The following is a 17,311-nucleotide window of genomic DNA, read 5'->3' on the forward strand; positions in this document are numbered from 1 at the left end:
TGCGCCATGGAATTCGTACTGCTCATCGTCGCCCTAGCCCTGGCGGGCTGTCTCGCAGGCGTGAGGCTGGGCCTGCAGGCTCGACAACAGTCCACACGTCTGGCCGAATTGAACGATTCTCTGGAAAGTCGCATCTCCGAGCGCACGCAGGAGTTGCGTCTGGCGCTCGAAGCCTCCGACGAACAGGCCAAGGCCGTCGCCGCCGCCAGCCAAGCCAAGTCCGACTTTCTGGCGGGCATGTCGCACGAGCTGCGCACGCCTCTGAACGCCGTCATCGGCTTCGCCGAGCTCATGCGGATGAATGAGCAGGCCGAGCCGCTGACGCGCCGTCAGTCCCAGGCCGTCGAACAGATCCTGGGCTCCGGCCAGCAACTGCTTAGCCTGATCGAGGAGGTCCTGGACCTCGCCCGCATCGAGGCCGGAAAGTTGTCGATGTCGGTCGAGCGTGTCGATCCCCAGCTGGTCGTGCGCCAGGTCTGCGACAACCTCCGTCCCACCGCCGAGGCCGCCGGGGTGACCCTGCGCGCGCCGGCCCCGACCGCCGGCCTGGGCGTCGTCGCCGACCGGACCCGGCTGCGCCAGGTGCTGAGCAACCTGTTGTCCAACGCCATCAAATACAATCGCGAGGGCGGCGACGTCCTTCTGGAGGTGCGCCAGACCGCCGAGGGCGTCGCTCTGTCGGTGCACGACACCGGCGTCGGCATTCCCGAGGACCGCATGGCCGAGCTGTTCCAACCTTTCAACCGTCTGGGTCGCGAGACCTCCGACGTCGCCGGAACCGGCATCGGTCTGGCCGTATCGCGTCGTCTGGCCGAGGCCATGAACGGCCGGCTGGAGTGCGCCAGCGTCGCGGGGGAGGGCTCGACCTTCACCCTGCACCTGCCTCTGGCCCGTCAGGTCTCGACCCCGATCACGGCCTCATCGATCCCGACCGGGACGCTGCCCGCCGCGACCATGCTCTATGTCGAGGACAACCCGTCCAACATCGCCCTGATGCGCCACGTCATCGCCGCGCTCGGCCCGATCCAGCTGCATGTGGCCGAGAACGGGCACGAGGGTCTGTCGCTGGCGCGGGATCTGAGGCCCGACGTGATCCTCTTGGACATCAACCTGCCGGGACTGTCGGGGTTCGAGCTGAAGGCGCGTCTGGACGCCGATCCCCTGACGCGCGGCATTCCGGTCCTGGCCCTCAGCGCCAGCGCCATGCCGCAGGACGTCAAGCGCGGCAGGGACGCTGGGTTCCGCGACTACCTCACCAAGCCGCTGGACATTCCGGCGCTGGCGGCGGCGCTGAATCGGGCTCTGGGGTCAGCCGAGGACCTGCGGTCGAAGGTGGCGGCCTAGCCGACCCGCTCCAGCCGTGCGGCGAAGAAGCCGTCCACACCGCCGGTCTCGGCCCACATCGAGGGCAGGATGCGCAGCCAGCCTTCGGGCGTCAGGGCTTCGTCGGGCGCGCCGACTGTGGCCGGATCGGCAGGTGCAGTCTTGAACGACGGATTGCGTCGCAGGAAGGCGATGACCTGGGTCTCGCCCTCTTCCCGTTCCAGCGAGCAGACGCAGTAGACCAGGCGGCCGCCTGGACCGACACGCCCGGCGGCCGCGTCGAGCAACCGGTGCTGGACGTCCGCCAGCTTGGCCACGTCGGCGGGTTTGGTGGCGCGAAGGACTTCCGGGTTGCGACGCAGGGTGCCGGTGGCCGTGCACGGCGCGTCCAGCAGGACGGCGTCGAAGGTGCGGCCGTCCTCCCAGTCCTCGCCTGGAGTGACGACGATCTCGGCCGAGAGGGCCGTGCGCTCAAGATTCTGGCGCAGGCGACGCAGGCGCGGCTCGGACCGGTCCAGCGCGACCACGGTCGCGCCGGTGGCGGCCAACTGCAGGGTCTTGCCGCCGGGCGCGGCGCACATGTCCAGCGCGGTCTCGCCGGCCTTGAGCGCCAGCAAACGGGCCGGCACGGCGGCGGCCGCGTCCTGCACCCACCAGCCGCCGGTCTCATAGCCGGACCAGGTCGCGACATCGCCGCGCAGGCCCGAACGGACCGTGCCGCCGGGCAGGACGGCTCCCTCGACGGCCTCGGCCAGGGCGGCGGCGTCCGTATCGGGCTTGAGGCTGAGGTCGGTCGGCGGTTCGTCGCGGGCGGCCAAGGCGATGGCGGCCAGCGTCGCCTCGCCATAGGTCTGTTTCCAACGCGCGGCGATCCAGTCGGGCAGGTTCGATTCCGCCGTCGTCAGTCCGGGCCCTTCGCGCTCGATCCCGCGCAGCACCGCGTTGACCAGCGCCTTGTAGGGCCGCGTCTTCGCATCGCGTTCCGCCAGCTTCACAGCGGTCGAGACGGCGGCGAAAGCGGGGGTCTCCAGCACCAGGGTCTGGGCCAGCGATACGCGCAGGATGGTCCGCACGGCTTCCGGCGGCGACTTCTGCAGGCGGCGGTTCAGGATGGCGTCGATCTCGCCCAGACGTCGCAGGGCCGCCATGGCCACGGCGCGGGCGAAGGCGCGATCCGGGCCGGGCAGGGACTTCAGCTCGGCCGAGGCCATGGCCTCGTCCAGACCGTTGCGACGCTCCAGGGCGGCGTTAAGCAGGACCCCGGCCGCGATGCGCGCCTCGACCCCGATATCGGCGGCCGCATCGGGCTCGCCTGTCCGCACGATCGGCTCGCGGCGCGGCCCGCGCGCCTTGTCGGCCATGCGACGGCCACGCGCGCCCGAGTTCTTGCCCTCGGGCGTCCCCCCGCTCAAACCGAGACCTGCGTGCCGAGTTCGACCACGCGCCCGGGCGGGATGTGGAAGAAGTCGGTCGGGTTGGCCGCATTGCGCATGAGGAAGATGTACAGCTTGTCCTGCCACAGGGGCATCCCCTGCGACGCGGACGGCACCACCGAGCGGCGGCCGAGGAAGAAGCTGGTCGACATGATGTCGAACTTCACCCCCTGCTTGCGGCACTGGCTGAGGGCGCGGGGCACCACAGGGCTTTCCATGAAGCCGTAGCTGAGGGTGATCTTCTTGAAGTCGTCATTGATCGGCTCGATCAGGACGCGCTCGCTCTCGTGCACGCGCGGCCGGTCGGTGGTGCGGACGGTCAGGATGACGTTCTTCTCATGCAGCACCTTGTTGTGCTTGAGATTGTGCATCAGGGCGACCGGAGCGACGTCCGGGTCGCTGGTCAGGAAGATGGCCGTGCCGGGCGAGCGGTGCGGCGGACGGGCGCGCAGCATCTCGATCAGGTCGGTCAGAGGCAGGCTGTCCTTCTTGGACTTGGCCGAGAGGATTTGCGACCCGCGCGTCCAGGTCCACATGACCAAAACCAGGACCGCGCCCAACACCAGCGGCAGCCAGGCCCCGTCGGGGATCTTCAACAGGTTGGAGGTCAGGAAGACGCTGTCGATGAAGCCGAACGGGACCAGGCAGGCCAGCGTCGCCCACAGCGGCCATTTCCACTTCTTGGTGATGACCGAATAGGCCATCAGGGTGTTGATCAGCATGACCCCTGTGACGGCCACGCCATAGGCGGCGGTCAGGTTGTGCGAGCTCTGGAACACGAACAGCAGGGTCAGGACCCCGACCATCAGGAAGGTGTTCACCGCCGGCACGAAGATCTGTCCGGCCTGCGTCTCGGAGGTGAAGCGGATGTCGATGCGGGGCAGGAGGCCCAGCTGGACGGCCTGCTGCGTCACCGAGAAGGCGCCGGTGATGACCGCCTGCGAGGCGATAACGGTCGCGATGGTCGCCAGGGCCAGCATGGGCCAGTAGGCGAACTCCGGCACCATGGACCAGAACGGGTTCTCGGCGGCGGCGGGATTGTCGAGGATCAGGGCGCCCTGACCCAGATAGTTCAGCGTCAGACAGGGCAGGACGAAGCAAAGCCAGCCGGCGCGGATCGGCGCCTTACCGAAATGGCCCATGTCGGCGTACAGGGCCTCGGCTCCTGTCACAGCCAGGAAGACGCTGCCCAGGATGATGAAGCCAAGGAAGCCGTCGTTCAGAAGAAGCATGACGCCGTAGTGGGGCGACAGGGCCCGCAGGACCGAGATGTCGTCGAAGATGTGATAGAGGCCGAGCGCGCCCAGCGACAGGAACCACAGGGCCGTCAGGGGGCCGAACCATTTGGCCAGCCCGGCCGTGCCGCGCGACTGGACCAGGAACAGGCCGATCAGGATCGCGGCCGCGATCGGCACGATGAAGGCGTCCAGACGCGTGCCGACGCCAGGCGCGTCCTTCACACCCTCGATCGCTGAAAGCACCGAGATGGCGGGCGTGATGATGCCGTCGCCATAGAACAGCGCCGCGCCGCAGACGCCGAGAATGAAGATCCACGCCGACCGGCGGCCGATCGCATGGGTCGCCAGCGCCATCAGGGCCAAGGTCCCGCCCTCGCCCTTGTTGTCCGCGCGCATGAGGAAGATGACGTATTTGAACGTCACCACGACCATCAGGGCCCAGAAGGCCAGCGAAACCACGCCGATGATGGCCAACTCGCCGCCGATACCCTGCTGGGCATGGGCGATCGCCTCTCGCAGGGCGTAGAGGGGGCTGGTGCCGATGTCGCCGAACACGACGCCGACGGCGCCGAGGGTCAGCGCCCAGAAGCCAGCCTTCCCGACGCCATGGGCGGCGTGGGAGCCGTGTCCCGAACCAGCGGGGGCGGCGGTGGTCTGAGCAGGCGAGGCGGGGGGAGCGCCGTCGCCGGGGGATGCGTCCCCAGCCATGAATATCCTCCGGGCGCCGCGGTCGGCGGGCCCATCAAAGCGGAGGGCGTTTAGGCTCATTCCGCGGCCGGTTCAATCGCATGGAAACGGTTTCAGTTGCACCGTGTTCGGCAAGCCGGTCCCTGCGGCGAGACGAGGATTTGTGAATCCCGTCGTGCGTGCCTACCTTGGGAGCTGGAACCGGACGAAGATGTCAGACAGTCAACGCTTTCCCGTCGCTGCTCACGCCCTGGCCTATCTGGCCCACAAGGATGCGTATGACGCCGCGCGCGCCTGCCCCAGCGCCATCCTGGCGGCGTCGGTGCCGACCAATCCGGTGGTCATCCGCCGGGTGACGGCCCTGTTGTCCAAGGCCGGGCTGATCGCCACCCGCCCAGGCGCGTCCGGCGGCTCATGGCTGCTGCGGCGGCCCGAGGAGATCCGGCTGGACGAGGTGCTCAGCGCCGTCAACGGCTGCGCCCACCTGGGCTCGCCGCCTCAGGGAGCCAAGGGCTGCCCCATCGGGGAGCATATCCCGCGCCAGGTGGCCAAGGTTCTGACCCTGGCCGATCAGGCCGCCTCGGAATCCCTGTCCAAGATCACCATCGCCGACCTGCTGGCCGAGACATCCGCCGCCCTGGACGGTCTGGAGCCGCACCCGGCCTGCACCGAGGCCATCCGCGCCGCCGGCGCCGTCGCCGCTTAAGGTGACGCGCACGATCCTGATCACCGGCGCCTCTGCCGGCATCGGGGCGGCCCTGGCGCGGGTCTATGCGGAAAAGGGCTGGGACCTGATCCTCACGGCGCGGCGCGAAGGCCCCCTGACGGCGCTCGCCGAGGAGATCTGGAAGACCCACGGCCAGACCGCGACCGTCATCACCGCCGACTTGGCCGACCCGAACGCCCCTGTCGAACTGGTCGAGGCCATCGCGGAGCGAGGCCTGACCGTCGACGGCCTGATCAACAACGCGGGCTTCTCGCGCACCACGGGATTCCTCGCGACCGACCCCGCCCAGCATGCGGCGATGGTGCAGGTCATGCTGTCGGCGCCCGTCGCCCTGTCGCGCTTGTTCCTGCCCGGCATGGTCGAGCGCGGCTTCGGGAGGGTCATCAACGTCGCCTCCCTGGCCGGCCAGATGCCCGCGACCGGTGGGGACACCCTGTACGGCCCGATCAAATCCTTCCTGATCAAGGCGTCCCAAGGCCTGTGGCTGGAGACGCGGGGGACCGGCGTCCACGTCACCGCCCTCTGCCCCGGCTACACACTGACCGAGTTCCACGACGTGAACGGCTCGCGAGAGCAGGTGTCATCCGCCTATCCGTCTTGGATGTGGCAGACGGCCGAGCATGTGGCCCGCGTGGCCTATGACGCCTGCGAGGCGGACCGGCCGAGGGTCACGCCGGGCGCCATGAACAACGTGCTGGCGATGCTCGGCAAGCTGCTGCCCGAGGGCCTGGCGTTGAACATGGTCGCCGGCCATGCGCGGCGGCTGAAGCGGATCTGATCGCCCCGGCTTGAGCCGACGGGCAAATCAACGGAACACCGGGACATGGCGCAGCACGGCCCAACCCTCGGCATCATCGGCACGGGCGGTTTCGCGCGCGAGGTCCTGCCCGTCGCCCGCGCCTTCGTCCGTCATCACCCCCAGCTGAAGATCGAGCCCGGCCGGATCGTCTTCGTCGACCGCGACGGCGGCGACCCTGTCAGCGGCGTCCCGATCCTGTCCGAGGCCGAGTTCGTCGCTCTGGAAGGCGATCGATACTTCACCATCGCCATCGGCGACGGCGTGGTGCGCCAGACCATCGCCGATCGGCTGGAGGAGGCGGGCTGCAAGCCCCTGTCGATTTGCGCCGAGAACGTCATCCTGCCCGACGATCTCGACTGCGGGCCGGGCGCGGTGTTCCAGCCCTTCAGCATGGTCACGGCCGACGCCCGCATCGGCCGCCAGTTCCAGTGCAACATCTACGCCTATGTCGCCCATGACTGTGTGATCGGCGACCATGTCACCCTGGCCCCCCGCGCCAGCCTGAACGGCAATGTGGTGGTCGAGGATCATGTCTATGTCGGCACGGGCGCGGTGATCCGTCAGGGAACGCCCGGCAAGCCCCTCGTGCTCGGGCGCGGCTGTGTCATCGGGATGGGAGCGGTGGTGACGAAGGATGTGGCGCCGGGCGTCACCGTGATCGGCAACCCCGCCCGTCCCCTGGAGGCGAAATGACGGTCTTCTTCATCGCCGAGGCCGGTGTGAACCACAATGGCGACCTCGACCTGGCCCTCCGCCTCGTCGATGTGGCCAAGGCGGCCGGGGCCGACGCGGTCAAATTCCAGACCTTCACCACCGACAAGGTCATCGCCGTCGACGCGCCCCTGGCCGAATACCAGAAGGCCAACGCCGGGGCGCCCTCGGCCGTGGAGATGCTGAAGGGATTCGAGCTTCCTCAGGCCGATTTCGCCCGCATCGCCGACCACTGCCGCGCGGTGGGGATCGAGTTCATGTCCTCCCCCTTCGACCTCGACAGCGCCCGTTTCCTGGCCGGGATCGGGATGACGAAGTTCAAACTGGCCTCCGGCGAGATCACCCACGAAGCCTTCGTGCGCGGCGTGGCCCGACTGGCGGCCGATCACGAGGGCACGGTCATCCTGTCCACCGGCATGAGCACGCTGGACGAGGTCGCAGAGGCCGTTCACTGGATCGAGGCCGAGGGCGATCCCGGCCTGACGATCCTCCATTGCGTCTCCAACTATCCGGCTCCGGCGAAGGACGCGAACCTCAAGGCCATGGACACCTTGGCCGAGGCCTTCGGCCGGCCGGTGGGCTGGTCGGATCACACCCTGGGGGACGCCGTCTCCCTCGCCGCCGTGGCGCGTGGGGCGTCGGCGATCGAGAAGCACTTCACCCTCGACAACGCCCTGGCCGGCCCCGACCACGCCATGTCGATGGACCCGGAGGGCCTCGCTCGCCTGATCGCCGGCATCCGCGCGGTGGAGGCCTCGCTCGGCGACGGCGTCAAACGCCCGGTCGAGGCCGAACGCGAGATCATGACCGTGGCGCGCCGCAGCCTGTTCGCCGCGCGGGATATCGCGGCGGGAGCGGTGGTCTCGCCCGACGACCTCATCGCGCTCAGGCCGGGCGACGGGATCTCGGCGGCGAAACAGGGCGACGTCGTGGGGCGTGCGGCGGTGCGGGCCATCCGGGCCGGGACGAAGCTGACCGACGCCGACCTCGCCTGACGCCCTCTCCTCAGTGCCCGCCCGCCGGATAGGGCGTGGTCACCGACCCGGCGAACATGCCGGGCAGAGCCTCGCCCAGACCCATGATGATGAACTGGATCGCCAGGGCGCACAGGATCAGACCCAGCACCCGCACGATGATGGCCAGGCCGACATCGCCGAGGATCCGTCCCAGCGGCCCCGTCAGGGTGAAGCAGAAGAAGGACACCAGCGACGCCGCCGCGATGGCGGCCAGCGACGCGACCGTCCCCGCCGGGCCGAGCTTCTCGGCCTCGCCGGCCTGGATGATGATGGCCGAGATGGCGCCCGGCCCGATCATCAGGGGGATGGCGAACGGCACGACCAGCCGCTGGAATCTCCGTCGCGCATAGCCGCGCACGTCGTTCAGGTCCGAGGCCGCGTCCTTGTCGGTGAAGCTGGACAGGAAGTCGCCTCGCGCCATGTCCAGACCCAACAGCAACAGAAGCACCCCGCCCGCGATCCGGAACGCCGCCAGCGAGATGCCGAAGAACTGTAGCAAGCCTAGACCCGTGAAGAAGAAGAAGGCCAGGAAGACTGCGGCGAACAGGCAGATCAGGGCCGAGACCGACACCCGCTGGCGCAGGGTCGCCCCGGCCGTCGCCGCCGCGAAGATCGGGATGTTGCCCAGGGGGTCCAGCAGGGCGAACAAGGTCACGAACAGGTTGACCCCCAGATCGAGCGCGTCCATTGCCTGTCCCTTAAGGTCTGATCCGGAAAAGTGTGAGCGGTTTTCCGGTCGGATCAGACCCAGAAACCACTGGACCTTGATTCACGACTTCAGCGAAATCGCGAAGCGATTTCTCCTCAGTCGATCAAGGTCCGGCATCGTCACACGCCGGTCGCCGACGCACCCCTGCGTCCGGTCTAGCCGGTCACGCGGAGCCCGTCGATGACCTCGCCCCTCCTGTCGGACCCGCGCCTGATCGTCGGGCTGGATCTGCCCTCCATCGAGGACGCCCGCGCCCTGGTCGAGCGGATCGGCAATGGCGTCGAGAGCTATAAGGTCGGGCTGACGCTCTTGGCCCGCCCCGGCGGCGTCGCCTTCGCCCACGCGCTTCGCGCCATGGGAAAGACGGTGTTCCAGGACTGGAAGCTGCACGACATCGGCGCCCAGGTCGAAGGCGCGGCCCGGTCGGTGGCCGAGGGCGGCTGCGACCTCCTGACCGTCCACGCAGAGCCTCAGGTCATGAGGGCGGCGGTGAAGGGACGCGGCGGGCACGCCACGAAGATCCTCGCCGTCACCGTCATGACCAGTCTGTCGGACGAGGACCTGAAAGAGATCGGTTATTCGGCCAGGGCCGCCGAGCTGGTCGAGGCGCGGGTGCGTCAGGCGCTGGACTGCGGGGTCGACGGCGTCGTCTCGAGCCCTCTGGAGGCCGCGCGCGTGCGTGAGATCGCGATCGAGGCCGGTCGCCCGGACTTCCTGATCGTCACCCCCGGCGTGCGCCCCGCCGGCGGCGACCTCGGCGACCAGCAGCGGGTGGCGACCCCTGCCGCCGCTCTTCAGGCCGGGGCGACCCATCTGGTCGTGGCCCGCCCGGTGATCGCCGCCGACGACCCCGTGATGGCGGCCGCTCGGATCGCCGCCGAGATGGATGGGGTGCGCTAGGGTTTAGCCCCGCTCGCCCGGTTCCTGACGATAGGGATAACCCTCGCCGGTGTCGCCCGGAGGCAGGTCGCCGTAGTAGCCTTGCGGCGTCTGGATATAGACCGGGGCGGGTTGATAGACCTGCGGCTCGACCGGGGCGTAGGTCGGCTGCGTGTACTGGACCGGCGGCGGGGCGTAGGCGCCCTGGTCATAGGAGGTGGAACCGTAGGCCTGACCATAGGCTCCGCCTTGATAGGCGCTCTGGTCATAGGCGACCGCACCCTGGGTCTGGCCATAGCCGCCGCCCTGGTATCCGCCACCCGCGTATTCGCCGCTGGAATAGCCGCCTTGATAGCCGCCGCCGACGCTGCTGCTCTCGCTGTAGCTCTCGTAGCTGCTGTAGGACCCGCCGCCTTGGGCGCCGGAGTAGCTCTGATGGTAGCCGTAGCCGCCCTGGCAGTTGCACGACGGGCTCGGGGGAGGCGGTGGAGGCGGAGGCGCGGGCGGATAGACGGCTCCGCTGCAGCCGTAGCAGGGCGCCGGGCGCAGACCGCAGCAACGGTCGGTCGTCACATAGCGACGGCCGAAGCCCTGGGCGACATAGCCGAACGGGCGGCTTGGGCCGTAGCCGCGGCCGGTGATGTTGACCGCATAGCCGTAGCCGCCGCCGTAACCGCCCATGTCCACCGGTCCGCCGCCGCCCATGGAAACCACGCCGCCGTATCCGCCGCCGCCCTGGATGGCGCCGACGTCATAGGCCCGGGCGTTGATATAAGCGCCGGCCCGCGCACCGGCATAGGCGCTGGCGTTCGCATTGGCGTTGACGTTCACGTTGATGTTGCCGCCATAGCCGCCGCCATGACCGTGGCCGCCGCCGTGTCCCCCGCCGCCGCCGCATCCGCCGCCGCAGCCGCCACCTCCGCCATGGCCGCCCCCGCCATAACCACCACCGCCGCCATGCTGGCCGCCGCCGCCGCGTTCGCTGGCGAGCGTGGGAGAGGCGCCGAGCAGAAGCAGGGCTGTCAGGATCGAGATAAGCGTTTTCACTGGTCGGACTCCGCGACGTTCGGGCCACCATGAGGCCCCCGAGAGCGGAAGGGTTCCGGATGCTCTCCCTGGGGGAGCAAATCGTTCAAGACGTGGTTAAATCTCGCTTTTTGGGCGTCTAGTCCGATTCAGCGGTCGTACAGATAGGCTCCGACGCCGCAGTAGCAGTCGCGATCCCGGTATCGAACGTGGTGGCCGCCGCGCGGCGCCCGGTCGTCGTTGTAGCCGTAGACGTCGTGATAGCCGCGTCCCGGCGGACTCGACCAGCGCGTCCACTGGGTGGAGCGATCGCTGTAGCCATATCGCCCGCCGCGATCGTGGCCATGGCCGTACTGGACCTGCGGACGATAGGCGCGCGGATCGCCGTAGCCATAGCTCTGGCCATACCCGTAGCTGAATGAACCGGAACCGCCGTACCCGTACTGCACCGGCCCGCCGTAGGGCTGGCCGTAGTTCGACGCGGCAGGGCCGTAGTAGGGCTGCCCATAGGTCTGGGCGGCTGCGACGCCGGGCAGGGCGATGGCGGCGAGGACGATCAGGGCGAGACGACGCATGGAACCCTCCGGGTGAGCGAAAAGGTTAACACCGTTCGCCGGGATTCGTTCGTCGCCTCAGAAATCGACCGCCAGACCCTTCTTCTCCCAGTCGCCATAACGTGTCGGCTCCGGTCCGGTCGGTCCGCCGTGCTCGGTCTGCATCGCCAGGGCCTCGGCCTGCGCGCGGCGTTCGGCGGCCTCGGCCAGGGCGCGTTTGGCGGCCTCGCTCAGGACGCGCGGCGGCTCGGGTTCGGTCGGGGTCTCAGGCGTCTCGTTCATGGGCGGACACATAATCCTGCCGTCCCCGCCGCGCCAGCACCGACACCGCCACAGTCTCGCCCTTGCATCGCGGGGCCTGAGGCCGTTTAAGCGCGGCCAAATCGTCCTCCCGCCGTTCTGCGAAAGACCCGCCATGACCAAAGCGTCCGACAAGCCCGTCAAGAAGGTCGTCCTGGCCTATTCCGGCGGTCTGGACACCTCGATCATCCTGAAGTGGCTTCAGACGCAATATAACGCCGAGGTCGTCACCTTCACCGCCGACCTGGGGCAGGGCGAGGAACTGGCGCCGGCGCGCGAGAAGGCCCTGAAGATGGGCATCAAGCCGGAGAACATCTTCATCGACGATCTGCGCGAGGAGTTCGTGCGCGATTTCGTCTTCCCCATGTTCCGCGCCAACGCCCAGTACGAGGGCGACTATCTGCTGGGCACCTCCATCGCCCGCCCGCTGATCGCCAAGCGTCAGATCGAGATCGCGCGTCAGGTCGGGGCCGACGCCGTCTGTCACGGCGCGACCGGCAAGGGCAACGACCAGGTCCGCTTCGAGCTGGGCTACTACGCCCTCGAGCCCGACATCCGCGTCATCGCCCCTTGGCGCGAGTGGGAATACCGCTCGCGCGAGGCCCTGCTGGACTTCGCCGAGAAGAACCAGATCCCGATCGCCAAGGACAAGCGCGGCGAGGCGCCCTTCAGCGTCGACGCCAACCTTCTGCACTCCTCGTCCGAGGGCAAGGTGCTGGAAGACCCGGCCGTCGAGGCCCCCGAGTTCGTTCACCAGCGCACGATCAGCCCTGAGGACGCGCCAGACAGAGCGACCGTCATCACCATCGGCTTTGAGAAGGGCGACGCGGTCTCCATCGACGGCGTGGCGATGAGTCCGGCCACAATCCTGACCAAGCTCAACGAACTGGGCCACGACAACGGCATCGGCCGTCTGGACCTGGTCGAGAACCGCTACGTCGGCATGAAGTCGCGCGGCGTCTACGAGACCCCCGGCGGCACCATTCTGATCGCCGCCCACCGCGGCATCGAAAGCATCACTCTGGACGGGGGCGCCATGCACCTGAAGGACCAGCTGATGCCGAAATACGCCGAGCTGATCTACAACGGCTTCTGGTTCTCGCCCGAGCGCGAGATGCTGCAGGCCGCCATCGACCTGTCGCAGCAGAAGGTATCGGGAACCGTCCGGGTCAAGCTGTACAAGGGCAATGTCTCGGTCATCGGCCGCGAGAGCCCCAACAGCCTCTATGACCAGGATCTGGTGACGTTCGAAGAGGGCGTGCAGGCCTACGATCACAACGACGCCGGCGGCTTCATCAAGCTCAATGCACTGCGTCTGCGGGTTCTGGCCAAGCGCGACCGCCGGACCTGAACCCAAGCAGCGCCTGACGAAAGGCGCCACGCCTCGCGGTTCGACGAACACGGTCTTGCGCCCAAGAGGGTTCGGGGACATCGTCCGCGAGCCTTTGAGGGAGGGTCCCATGCGCAAATTCGTGTTCGCGGCGATCACCGCCGCCGTTCTTTCGGCAGCCACCGCCTCTCCGGCGCAGGAAGCTCTGCGTGGCGTGATCCCGCCGGCTCAGCAGTGGGTGGACCGGCCCAGCCTGGCGCCAGCGGTGACCGATCCGGCGACGCGCGCCCGGATGAATCAGGAGATCGTCCAGGCCATCACCGCGGCTGACGGCGACCAGGACGAGGCGCGCCAGGCCATCGCCGCCATCGTCGCCCGCTATCAGGCCGCCGCCGAGGCCCAGGCCGCCCGGATGCGTCCAGGCCCCAAATAAGGGTTTGGGCTTGAGCCCGGCGCGGTTTTGAGGAACGGATCGCGGATCGCTTTCCAGAGAGTCTCCATGATCCGCGCCCTGCTTGTCGCCGCCGTCCTTTCGACCGCCGCTCCCGCCGCCCTGGCCCAAACCACGGCCCCCGCGCCGTCGACCGAGGCTCCCGCCGCCGACGCCCCCGGCGAGGCCGAGTTCGAAGCCAGGGCCGAGGCCTTCGGCGAGCGCATGCAGCAGATGGGTGAGGAGATGCAGGCTGCGATCACGGCCGCCGCCGGAGATTCCGCGAAACAGGACGCCGACCTCGACGCCCTCGAGGCGCGATACCAGCCGGACGTCGACGCCTTCGTCGCCGCCTTGGAAGGTTATGTGGCCCAACAGGCGGCGCTCGTGCCGGAAGCCCAGCGCGCCGAGATGAACGCGGGCATCGCCGCCGCTCTGCCACAGATCCGGGCCTATCCCCGCCAGATCCGGGCCCAGGTAGAACAGGCTGCTGCGGCCCCGGCGCCGACCCCGCCGGCGTCCTGAGCTTCGCCTTACCGCGATTTCACTTGAGCTGGAGGGCTGTCGGATCGACCTTGGGGACGAACCCAAGGAGCTCCTCCCGATGATCCGCGCCCTCTCGCTCGCCGCCGCCCTCGCCGTCCTGCCGCTGTCGACCGCCCTCGCCGGCGAGCAGCAGACCCCGTCTGAAGCCGCCATCGAAACGGCTTCGGCGGCCTTCGAGGCGCGGATGGAAGCCTTCGGCGAACGCGCCGAGGCCATCTCCGACGACGAAAGCCTGACCGAGGAACAGCGCGAGACGCGCATCTCCGCCCTGTGGAGCGAGTATCAGCCCGAGGTCGCCGTCTTCACCGCCGAGATCACCCGCCACGCTGGCCAGATCGCGGCCGAGGCCCTGGCCAATATCGACATCGAGGCCCTGGTCTCCGACGCGATGAACGATCCCGAAGTACAGGAGGCCCTGCGTGCGGCCCCCGTGATGGCCGACGGCATCGTCAGCAACGGCGCCTGGAACTCGAACGACCCGGAGCAGCTGGTCACCTACCAGCTGATGGCCCAGTACGCGCTGGATCAGGCCGCCGATGCCGTAACGGCTGAAGACGCAGACGCGGTCGATACCGACGACGCCGGCGAGGACTGACCCCGATATCTCGCTCCCCGTCGGGGGCTTGGCCGATCGTACAGGATCGGCCTGCGACCTCGCGCAGCGAGGGGTAGGGCGGCTCGGTGACGAGCCGCCTTTTCCTTTGAGCGGTGTCCGGTCGCTCGCTCCGACCACCCTCCCCCTTGGGGGAGGGAGATCGCTTTCGTTCTTACCGCAGCGCCGCGTTGTCGAGGTTCAGGTCCGTGATCGGGATGACCTCGACGTTGGGGTGCTTGGCCCGCAGGGCGTCGATGAACTGGGCCGCGTCGCCGACAATGACCACGCTGGCCCGGTCGACCGGCAGGTGTTCGGCGAAGGCCTCCTGCACGTCCTCGCCGTCGATGGCCTCGACCTTGCCGACATAGGCGGCCAGTTCGCTCATCGGCAGCTCGTACAGAGCCAGACCGGCCACCAGGCCGCCCAGACCGTCGACCGTCTCCAGCGACCCGCCGAAGGCGCCGGTCAGGATGGCCTGACGCGTCGTCAGCTCCGACGCCGTCGGCCGGGTCGTCGACAGACGGGTGATCTCGGCCAGGATCAGGTCGGAGACCTCCACCGCCGCATCGTTGCGGGTCTGGGCCGAAGCCGTGAACAGGCCGTCCTCGCGACGCACGCCCAGCGACGAGCGAGTGCCGTAGGAGAGGCCGCGCTTGATGCGGATTTCCTGATTGAGGCGCGAGGTGAAGCTGCCGCCCAGAAGGGTATTGCCCAGCGTCAGCGGGAAGTAGTCGGCGTCGGTGCGCGAGACGCCCCGCAGCGCCACTGTCACGGCCGCCTGACCCGCGCCCGGCTGGTCGATGACGACGACCCGCGTCGGCAGAGGCTCTCCGGCGGGCTCGACTCGCGCCGCAGGCTTGGCGGTCGCGTCGCGCCAGTCGCCGAAGGCCGATTGGGCCAGCGCCCGGGCGTCGGCCTCCGAGATGGCGCCGGAGAAGACGAGGGTCGCCTCCGACGGACGATAATAGGTCCGATGGAAGCCGTTCACATCCTCCCGCGTCAGGGCGGGCAGGGACGTCAGGGTGCCCGCGCCCGGCACGCCGTAGGGAGCGGCGCCATAGACGACGCGGGCCGCCGCCTGAGCCGCCACGGGGCCGGGCGTCGACAGACTGATGCGCAGCCCATCCAGCGTCTGGTCGCGCTGGCGGTCCAATTCCTCCTGGGCGAAGGCCGGATTGCGAACCAGATCGGCCATCAGGGCGAGCGCCTGCGGGAAGACGTTGGCCGGGGCGTTGGCGTAGACGTTGGAGAAGTCCGATCCCGAACCCGCGCCGATGTCGGCGCCCAGCTGTTCGATCTCGGTGGCGATCTGGGGCGCGGTGCGCGTCGTGGTGCCCTGGGTCAGGAGAGCGGCGGTCATGGAGGCCAGACCGGCCTTGCCCGGCGCCTCGTTGGCCACGCCGGCGTCGAAGTTGAGGCGGGCGGAGACCAGCGGCAGGCCGTCCTTCTCCACGACCAGAACCCGCATCCCATTGTCGAGGCGGAAGTCGGCGACCGGCGGGGTGGTCGGGGCGACCGGCTCGGTGGTGGCCGGCAGGGCGGCCCGCTCGGCCTCGGGCAGCAGGGTGAAGACCTGCCCCACGGGGGCGAGATCGGCGAGGGTCACCGGCGCGGTGATCTCGGTCTGTTGCGGGGTCACCGGGTGGGCGTCGTCAGCGTTCAGATAGCGCAGGGTCACCATCCGCTCGTCGGTCAGATAACGGCGGGCGACGCGCTGGATGTCGGCGGCGGTGACGGCCTGGATCTCGGCGATCTCGCGGTCCGCGACCGAGGCGTCGTTGGTGTTGATCAGGGTCCAGCCCAGGACGCTGGCGCGATCCTCGACCGTCTCGCGACCCCGCAGGGCGTCGGCGACCAGTTCGTTCTTGGCCTCGGTCAGTTCGGCGGCTGTGACCGGCTCGTCCCGGAAGCGGGCGACCTCGGCCTTCAGGGCGGCGATGCCGGTGTCGGCGGTCTCGCCCCCGGCCATGATGGCCGTCGCCGACAGATAGCCGGCCTGCTGCGAGAAGTCGGGTGAGGACGTCGCCTGGGCCGCGATCTGCTGGGTGTAGACGAGCGAGCGATACAGGCGCGAGCTCTCGCCGGTCGACAGAATGCCGTCCAGCACGGTCAGGGCCGCGCGGTCGGGGTTGCCGTAGGGGACGGTCGGCCAGGCCAGGACCACGGCCGGAAGCGGCACGTTCGGCGCATGGACCGTCATCTCGCGCGGGCCGGTCGGCTCAGGCTCGGAGGCGTCATTGGCCGGCAGCGGACGGTCGGGATTGCCGATCGGGGCCATGTACCGGTCAATCCAGCCGTCCAGCTCCGCCTGATCGAAATTGCCCGCTACGATCATCACGGCATTGTCGGGCCGGTAGTAGGTGGCGTGGAAGCGGCGCACGTCCTCGATGGTCGCGGCGTCCAGGTTCTCGATCGAGCCGATGGTCGAGCGGCGATAGGGGCTCTGCTGGAAGATCAGCATGGGCAGGAACAGCCGCATCCGGCCATAGGGGTTGGCCAGCACGCCCTGACGGTACTCTTCCTTGACGACGTCGCGCTCGCTCTCGAACACGTCCTCGTTGACGACCAGCGACGACAGGCGGCTGGCCTCGGCGAAGATCAGCCGCTCCAGGTGATTGGCCGGGATGGTCTCGTGATAGGCGGTGACGTCGTCGCTGGTGAAGGCGTTGTTGTTGCCGCCCACGTCCTCGGTCAGGCGGTCGAAGGTCTCGTCCGGAAAGTCCTTGGTCGCCTTGAACATCAGGTGTTCGAACAGGTGGGCGAAGCCCGAGCGATCCTGCGGATCGTCCTTGGAGCCGACGCGGTACCAGACCTGAACCGTGACGTTCGATGTCGTCGTGTCGCGCGCGGTGTAGACGTCCATCCCGTTTGGCAGGGTCCGCTTGACGAAGCCGAGTGGCGGCACCTCGATCCCGGCGGGCGTGGAGGGCTGGGCCTGGGCGAGGGCGGGGGCGCCGGAAAGAAGGGCCAGGGCGGCGACGGCGGACAGCAGACGAGACTTCATGGAC

Annotated in this window: 17 protein-coding genes; 10 read left to right on the top strand and 7 right to left on the bottom strand. The window is 68.9% G+C overall.

Annotated features, from left to right (window positions below; genetic code table 11):
* Positions 1-6: 6 nt before the first annotated feature.
* Positions 7-1,344, top strand: coding sequence for an ATP-binding protein (locus tag O5O43_RS15325; RefSeq protein WP_271084767.1), 1,338 nt, complete (start codon positions 7-9; stop codon positions 1,342-1,344).
* On the opposite strand, the gene O5O43_RS15330 is transcribed toward O5O43_RS15325, so the two are convergent.
* Together O5O43_RS15330 and O5O43_RS15335 are read right to left on the bottom strand one after the other, a co-directional pair.
* A complete protein-coding gene (locus O5O43_RS15330) occupies positions 1,341-2,735 on the bottom strand; it encodes an RsmB/NOP family class I SAM-dependent RNA methyltransferase (protein WP_271084768.1) in 1,395 nt (464 codons plus the stop codon). The two genes, O5O43_RS15325 and O5O43_RS15330, sit on opposite strands and share 4 nt — an antisense overlap.
* On the bottom strand, positions 2,732-4,702 hold the full coding sequence (locus O5O43_RS15335) for a potassium transporter Kup (RefSeq protein ID WP_271084769.1): 1,971 nt from the start codon (positions 4,700-4,702) through the stop codon (positions 2,732-2,734). Before O5O43_RS15335 ends, O5O43_RS15330 begins: the two co-directional genes overlap by 4 nt.
* Before the next feature lie 190 nt (positions 4,703-4,892).
* Between O5O43_RS15335 and O5O43_RS15340 the strand changes: the two genes are divergently transcribed.
* Genes O5O43_RS15340 through neuB form a run of 4 tightly spaced genes read left to right on the top strand, consistent with a single transcriptional unit; the run spans position 4,893 to position 7,913 of the window.
* Positions 4,893-5,387 (top strand): Rrf2 family transcriptional regulator, encoded by a 495-nt coding sequence (locus O5O43_RS15340; protein ID WP_271084770.1) that lies wholly within the window; start codon positions 4,893-4,895, stop codon positions 5,385-5,387.
* A gap of 1 nt (position 5,388) precedes the next feature.
* Positions 5,389-6,186: an SDR family oxidoreductase gene (locus tag O5O43_RS15345; RefSeq protein WP_271084771.1), complete on the top strand. Its 798-nt coding sequence runs from the start codon at positions 5,389-5,391 to the stop codon at positions 6,184-6,186.
* 45 nt (positions 6,187-6,231) lie between these two features.
* On the top strand, positions 6,232-6,900 hold the full coding sequence (locus O5O43_RS15350; RefSeq protein WP_271084772.1) for an acetyltransferase: 669 nt from the start codon (positions 6,232-6,234) through the stop codon (positions 6,898-6,900).
* Positions 6,897-7,913: an N-acetylneuraminate synthase gene (neuB, locus tag O5O43_RS15355; protein ID WP_271084773.1), complete on the top strand. Its 1,017-nt coding sequence runs from the start codon at positions 6,897-6,899 to the stop codon at positions 7,911-7,913. The genes O5O43_RS15350 and neuB overlap by 4 nt, the downstream gene beginning before the upstream one ends.
* Positions 7,914-7,923: 10 nt before the next feature.
* Here the strand turns inward: neuB and O5O43_RS15360 are convergent, their stop codons facing one another.
* Positions 7,924-8,622 carry a MarC family protein gene (locus O5O43_RS15360; RefSeq protein WP_271084774.1) on the bottom strand — a complete coding sequence of 233 codons (699 nt, stop codon included), beginning with the start codon at positions 8,620-8,622 and terminating at the stop codon, positions 7,924-7,926.
* Positions 8,623-8,823: 201 nt separating this feature from the next.
* Between O5O43_RS15360 and pyrF the strand changes: the two genes are divergently transcribed.
* Positions 8,824-9,543, top strand: coding sequence for an orotidine-5'-phosphate decarboxylase (gene pyrF, locus O5O43_RS15365; RefSeq protein ID WP_271084775.1), 720 nt, complete (start codon positions 8,824-8,826; stop codon positions 9,541-9,543).
* Positions 9,544-9,546: 3 nt separating this feature from the next.
* On the opposite strand, the gene O5O43_RS15370 is transcribed toward pyrF, so the two are convergent.
* From O5O43_RS15370 to O5O43_RS15380, 3 genes are all read right to left on the bottom strand, one after another.
* The gene (locus O5O43_RS15370; protein WP_271084776.1) at positions 9,547-10,569 is read right to left on the bottom strand and encodes a hypothetical protein; all 1,023 of its coding nucleotides are present in this window, start codon (positions 10,567-10,569) and stop codon (positions 9,547-9,549) included.
* 128 nt (positions 10,570-10,697) lie between these two features.
* The gene (locus tag O5O43_RS15375) at positions 10,698-11,123 is read right to left on the bottom strand and encodes a hypothetical protein (protein WP_271084777.1); all 426 of its coding nucleotides are present in this window, start codon (positions 11,121-11,123) and stop codon (positions 10,698-10,700) included.
* Positions 11,124-11,180: 57 nt separating this feature from the next.
* Positions 11,181-11,384: a succinate dehydrogenase assembly factor 4 gene (locus O5O43_RS15380; protein WP_271084778.1), complete on the bottom strand. Its 204-nt coding sequence runs from the start codon at positions 11,382-11,384 to the stop codon at positions 11,181-11,183.
* Positions 11,385-11,517: 133 nt separating this feature from the next.
* Here O5O43_RS15380 and O5O43_RS15385 point away from each other — a divergent pair, with 133 nt between their 5' ends.
* The 4 genes from O5O43_RS15385 (at position 11,518) to O5O43_RS15400 (ending at position 14,303) form a co-directional block, all read left to right on the top strand.
* Positions 11,518-12,753: an argininosuccinate synthase gene (locus tag O5O43_RS15385; protein ID WP_271084779.1), complete on the top strand. Its 1,236-nt coding sequence runs from the start codon at positions 11,518-11,520 to the stop codon at positions 12,751-12,753.
* A gap of 109 nt (positions 12,754-12,862) precedes the next feature.
* Entirely contained in the window at positions 12,863-13,165 is a 303-nt protein-coding gene (locus tag O5O43_RS15390) for a hypothetical protein (protein WP_271084780.1), read from the top strand.
* 66 nt (positions 13,166-13,231) lie between these two features.
* Complete coding sequence (locus O5O43_RS15395) at positions 13,232-13,687, top strand: hypothetical protein (RefSeq protein WP_271084781.1); 456 nt, start codon at positions 13,232-13,234, stop codon at positions 13,685-13,687.
* Positions 13,688-13,766: 79 nt separating this feature from the next.
* Positions 13,767-14,303 carry a hypothetical protein gene (locus tag O5O43_RS15400; protein WP_271084782.1) on the top strand — a complete coding sequence of 179 codons (537 nt, stop codon included), beginning with the start codon at positions 13,767-13,769 and terminating at the stop codon, positions 14,301-14,303.
* 172 nt (positions 14,304-14,475) lie between these two features.
* On the opposite strand, the gene O5O43_RS15405 is transcribed toward O5O43_RS15400, so the two are convergent.
* Positions 14,476-17,307, bottom strand: a complete 2,832-nt coding sequence (locus O5O43_RS15405) for a pitrilysin family protein (RefSeq protein WP_271084783.1) — start codon at positions 17,305-17,307, stop codon at positions 14,476-14,478.
* Positions 17,308-17,311: the final 4 nt, after the last annotated feature.

The organism is Brevundimonas sp. NIBR11 (genome assembly GCF_027912535.1).
In the GTDB taxonomy this organism is placed as follows: domain Bacteria; phylum Pseudomonadota; class Alphaproteobacteria; order Caulobacterales; family Caulobacteraceae; genus Brevundimonas.

Bases quoted from the DNA above. Each gene is read 5' to 3' on its own strand.
- neuB (WP_271084773.1), top strand. From the start codon at position 6,897: ATGACGGTCTTCTTCATCGCCGAGGCCGGTGTGAACCACAATGGCGAC.
- O5O43_RS15390 (WP_271084780.1), top strand. From the start codon at position 12,863: ATGCGCAAATTCGTGTTCGCGGCGATCACCGCCGCCGTTCTTTCGGCA.
- O5O43_RS15380 (WP_271084778.1), bottom strand. From the start codon at position 11,384: ATGAACGAGACGCCTGAGACCCCGACCGAACCCGAGCCGCCGCGCGTC.
- O5O43_RS15350 (WP_271084772.1), top strand. From the start codon at position 6,232: ATGGCGCAGCACGGCCCAACCCTCGGCATCATCGGCACGGGCGGTTTC.
- O5O43_RS15335 (WP_271084769.1), bottom strand. From the start codon at position 4,702: ATGGCTGGGGACGCATCCCCCGGCGACGGCGCTCCCCCCGCCTCGCCT.
- O5O43_RS15395 (WP_271084781.1), top strand. From the start codon at position 13,232: ATGATCCGCGCCCTGCTTGTCGCCGCCGTCCTTTCGACCGCCGCTCCC.
- O5O43_RS15385 (WP_271084779.1), top strand. From the start codon at position 11,518: ATGACCAAAGCGTCCGACAAGCCCGTCAAGAAGGTCGTCCTGGCCTAT.
- O5O43_RS15405 (WP_271084783.1), bottom strand. From the start codon at position 17,307: ATGAAGTCTCGTCTGCTGTCCGCCGTCGCCGCCCTGGCCCTTCTTTCC.
- O5O43_RS15340 (WP_271084770.1), top strand. From the start codon at position 4,893: ATGTCAGACAGTCAACGCTTTCCCGTCGCTGCTCACGCCCTGGCCTAT.
- O5O43_RS15360 (WP_271084774.1), bottom strand. From the start codon at position 8,622: ATGGACGCGCTCGATCTGGGGGTCAACCTGTTCGTGACCTTGTTCGCC.
- pyrF (WP_271084775.1), top strand. From the start codon at position 8,824: ATGACCTCGCCCCTCCTGTCGGACCCGCGCCTGATCGTCGGGCTGGAT.
- O5O43_RS15375 (WP_271084777.1), bottom strand. From the start codon at position 11,123: ATGCGTCGTCTCGCCCTGATCGTCCTCGCCGCCATCGCCCTGCCCGGC.
- O5O43_RS15325 (WP_271084767.1), top strand. From the start codon at position 7: ATGGAATTCGTACTGCTCATCGTCGCCCTAGCCCTGGCGGGCTGTCTC.
- O5O43_RS15400 (WP_271084782.1), top strand. From the start codon at position 13,767: ATGATCCGCGCCCTCTCGCTCGCCGCCGCCCTCGCCGTCCTGCCGCTG.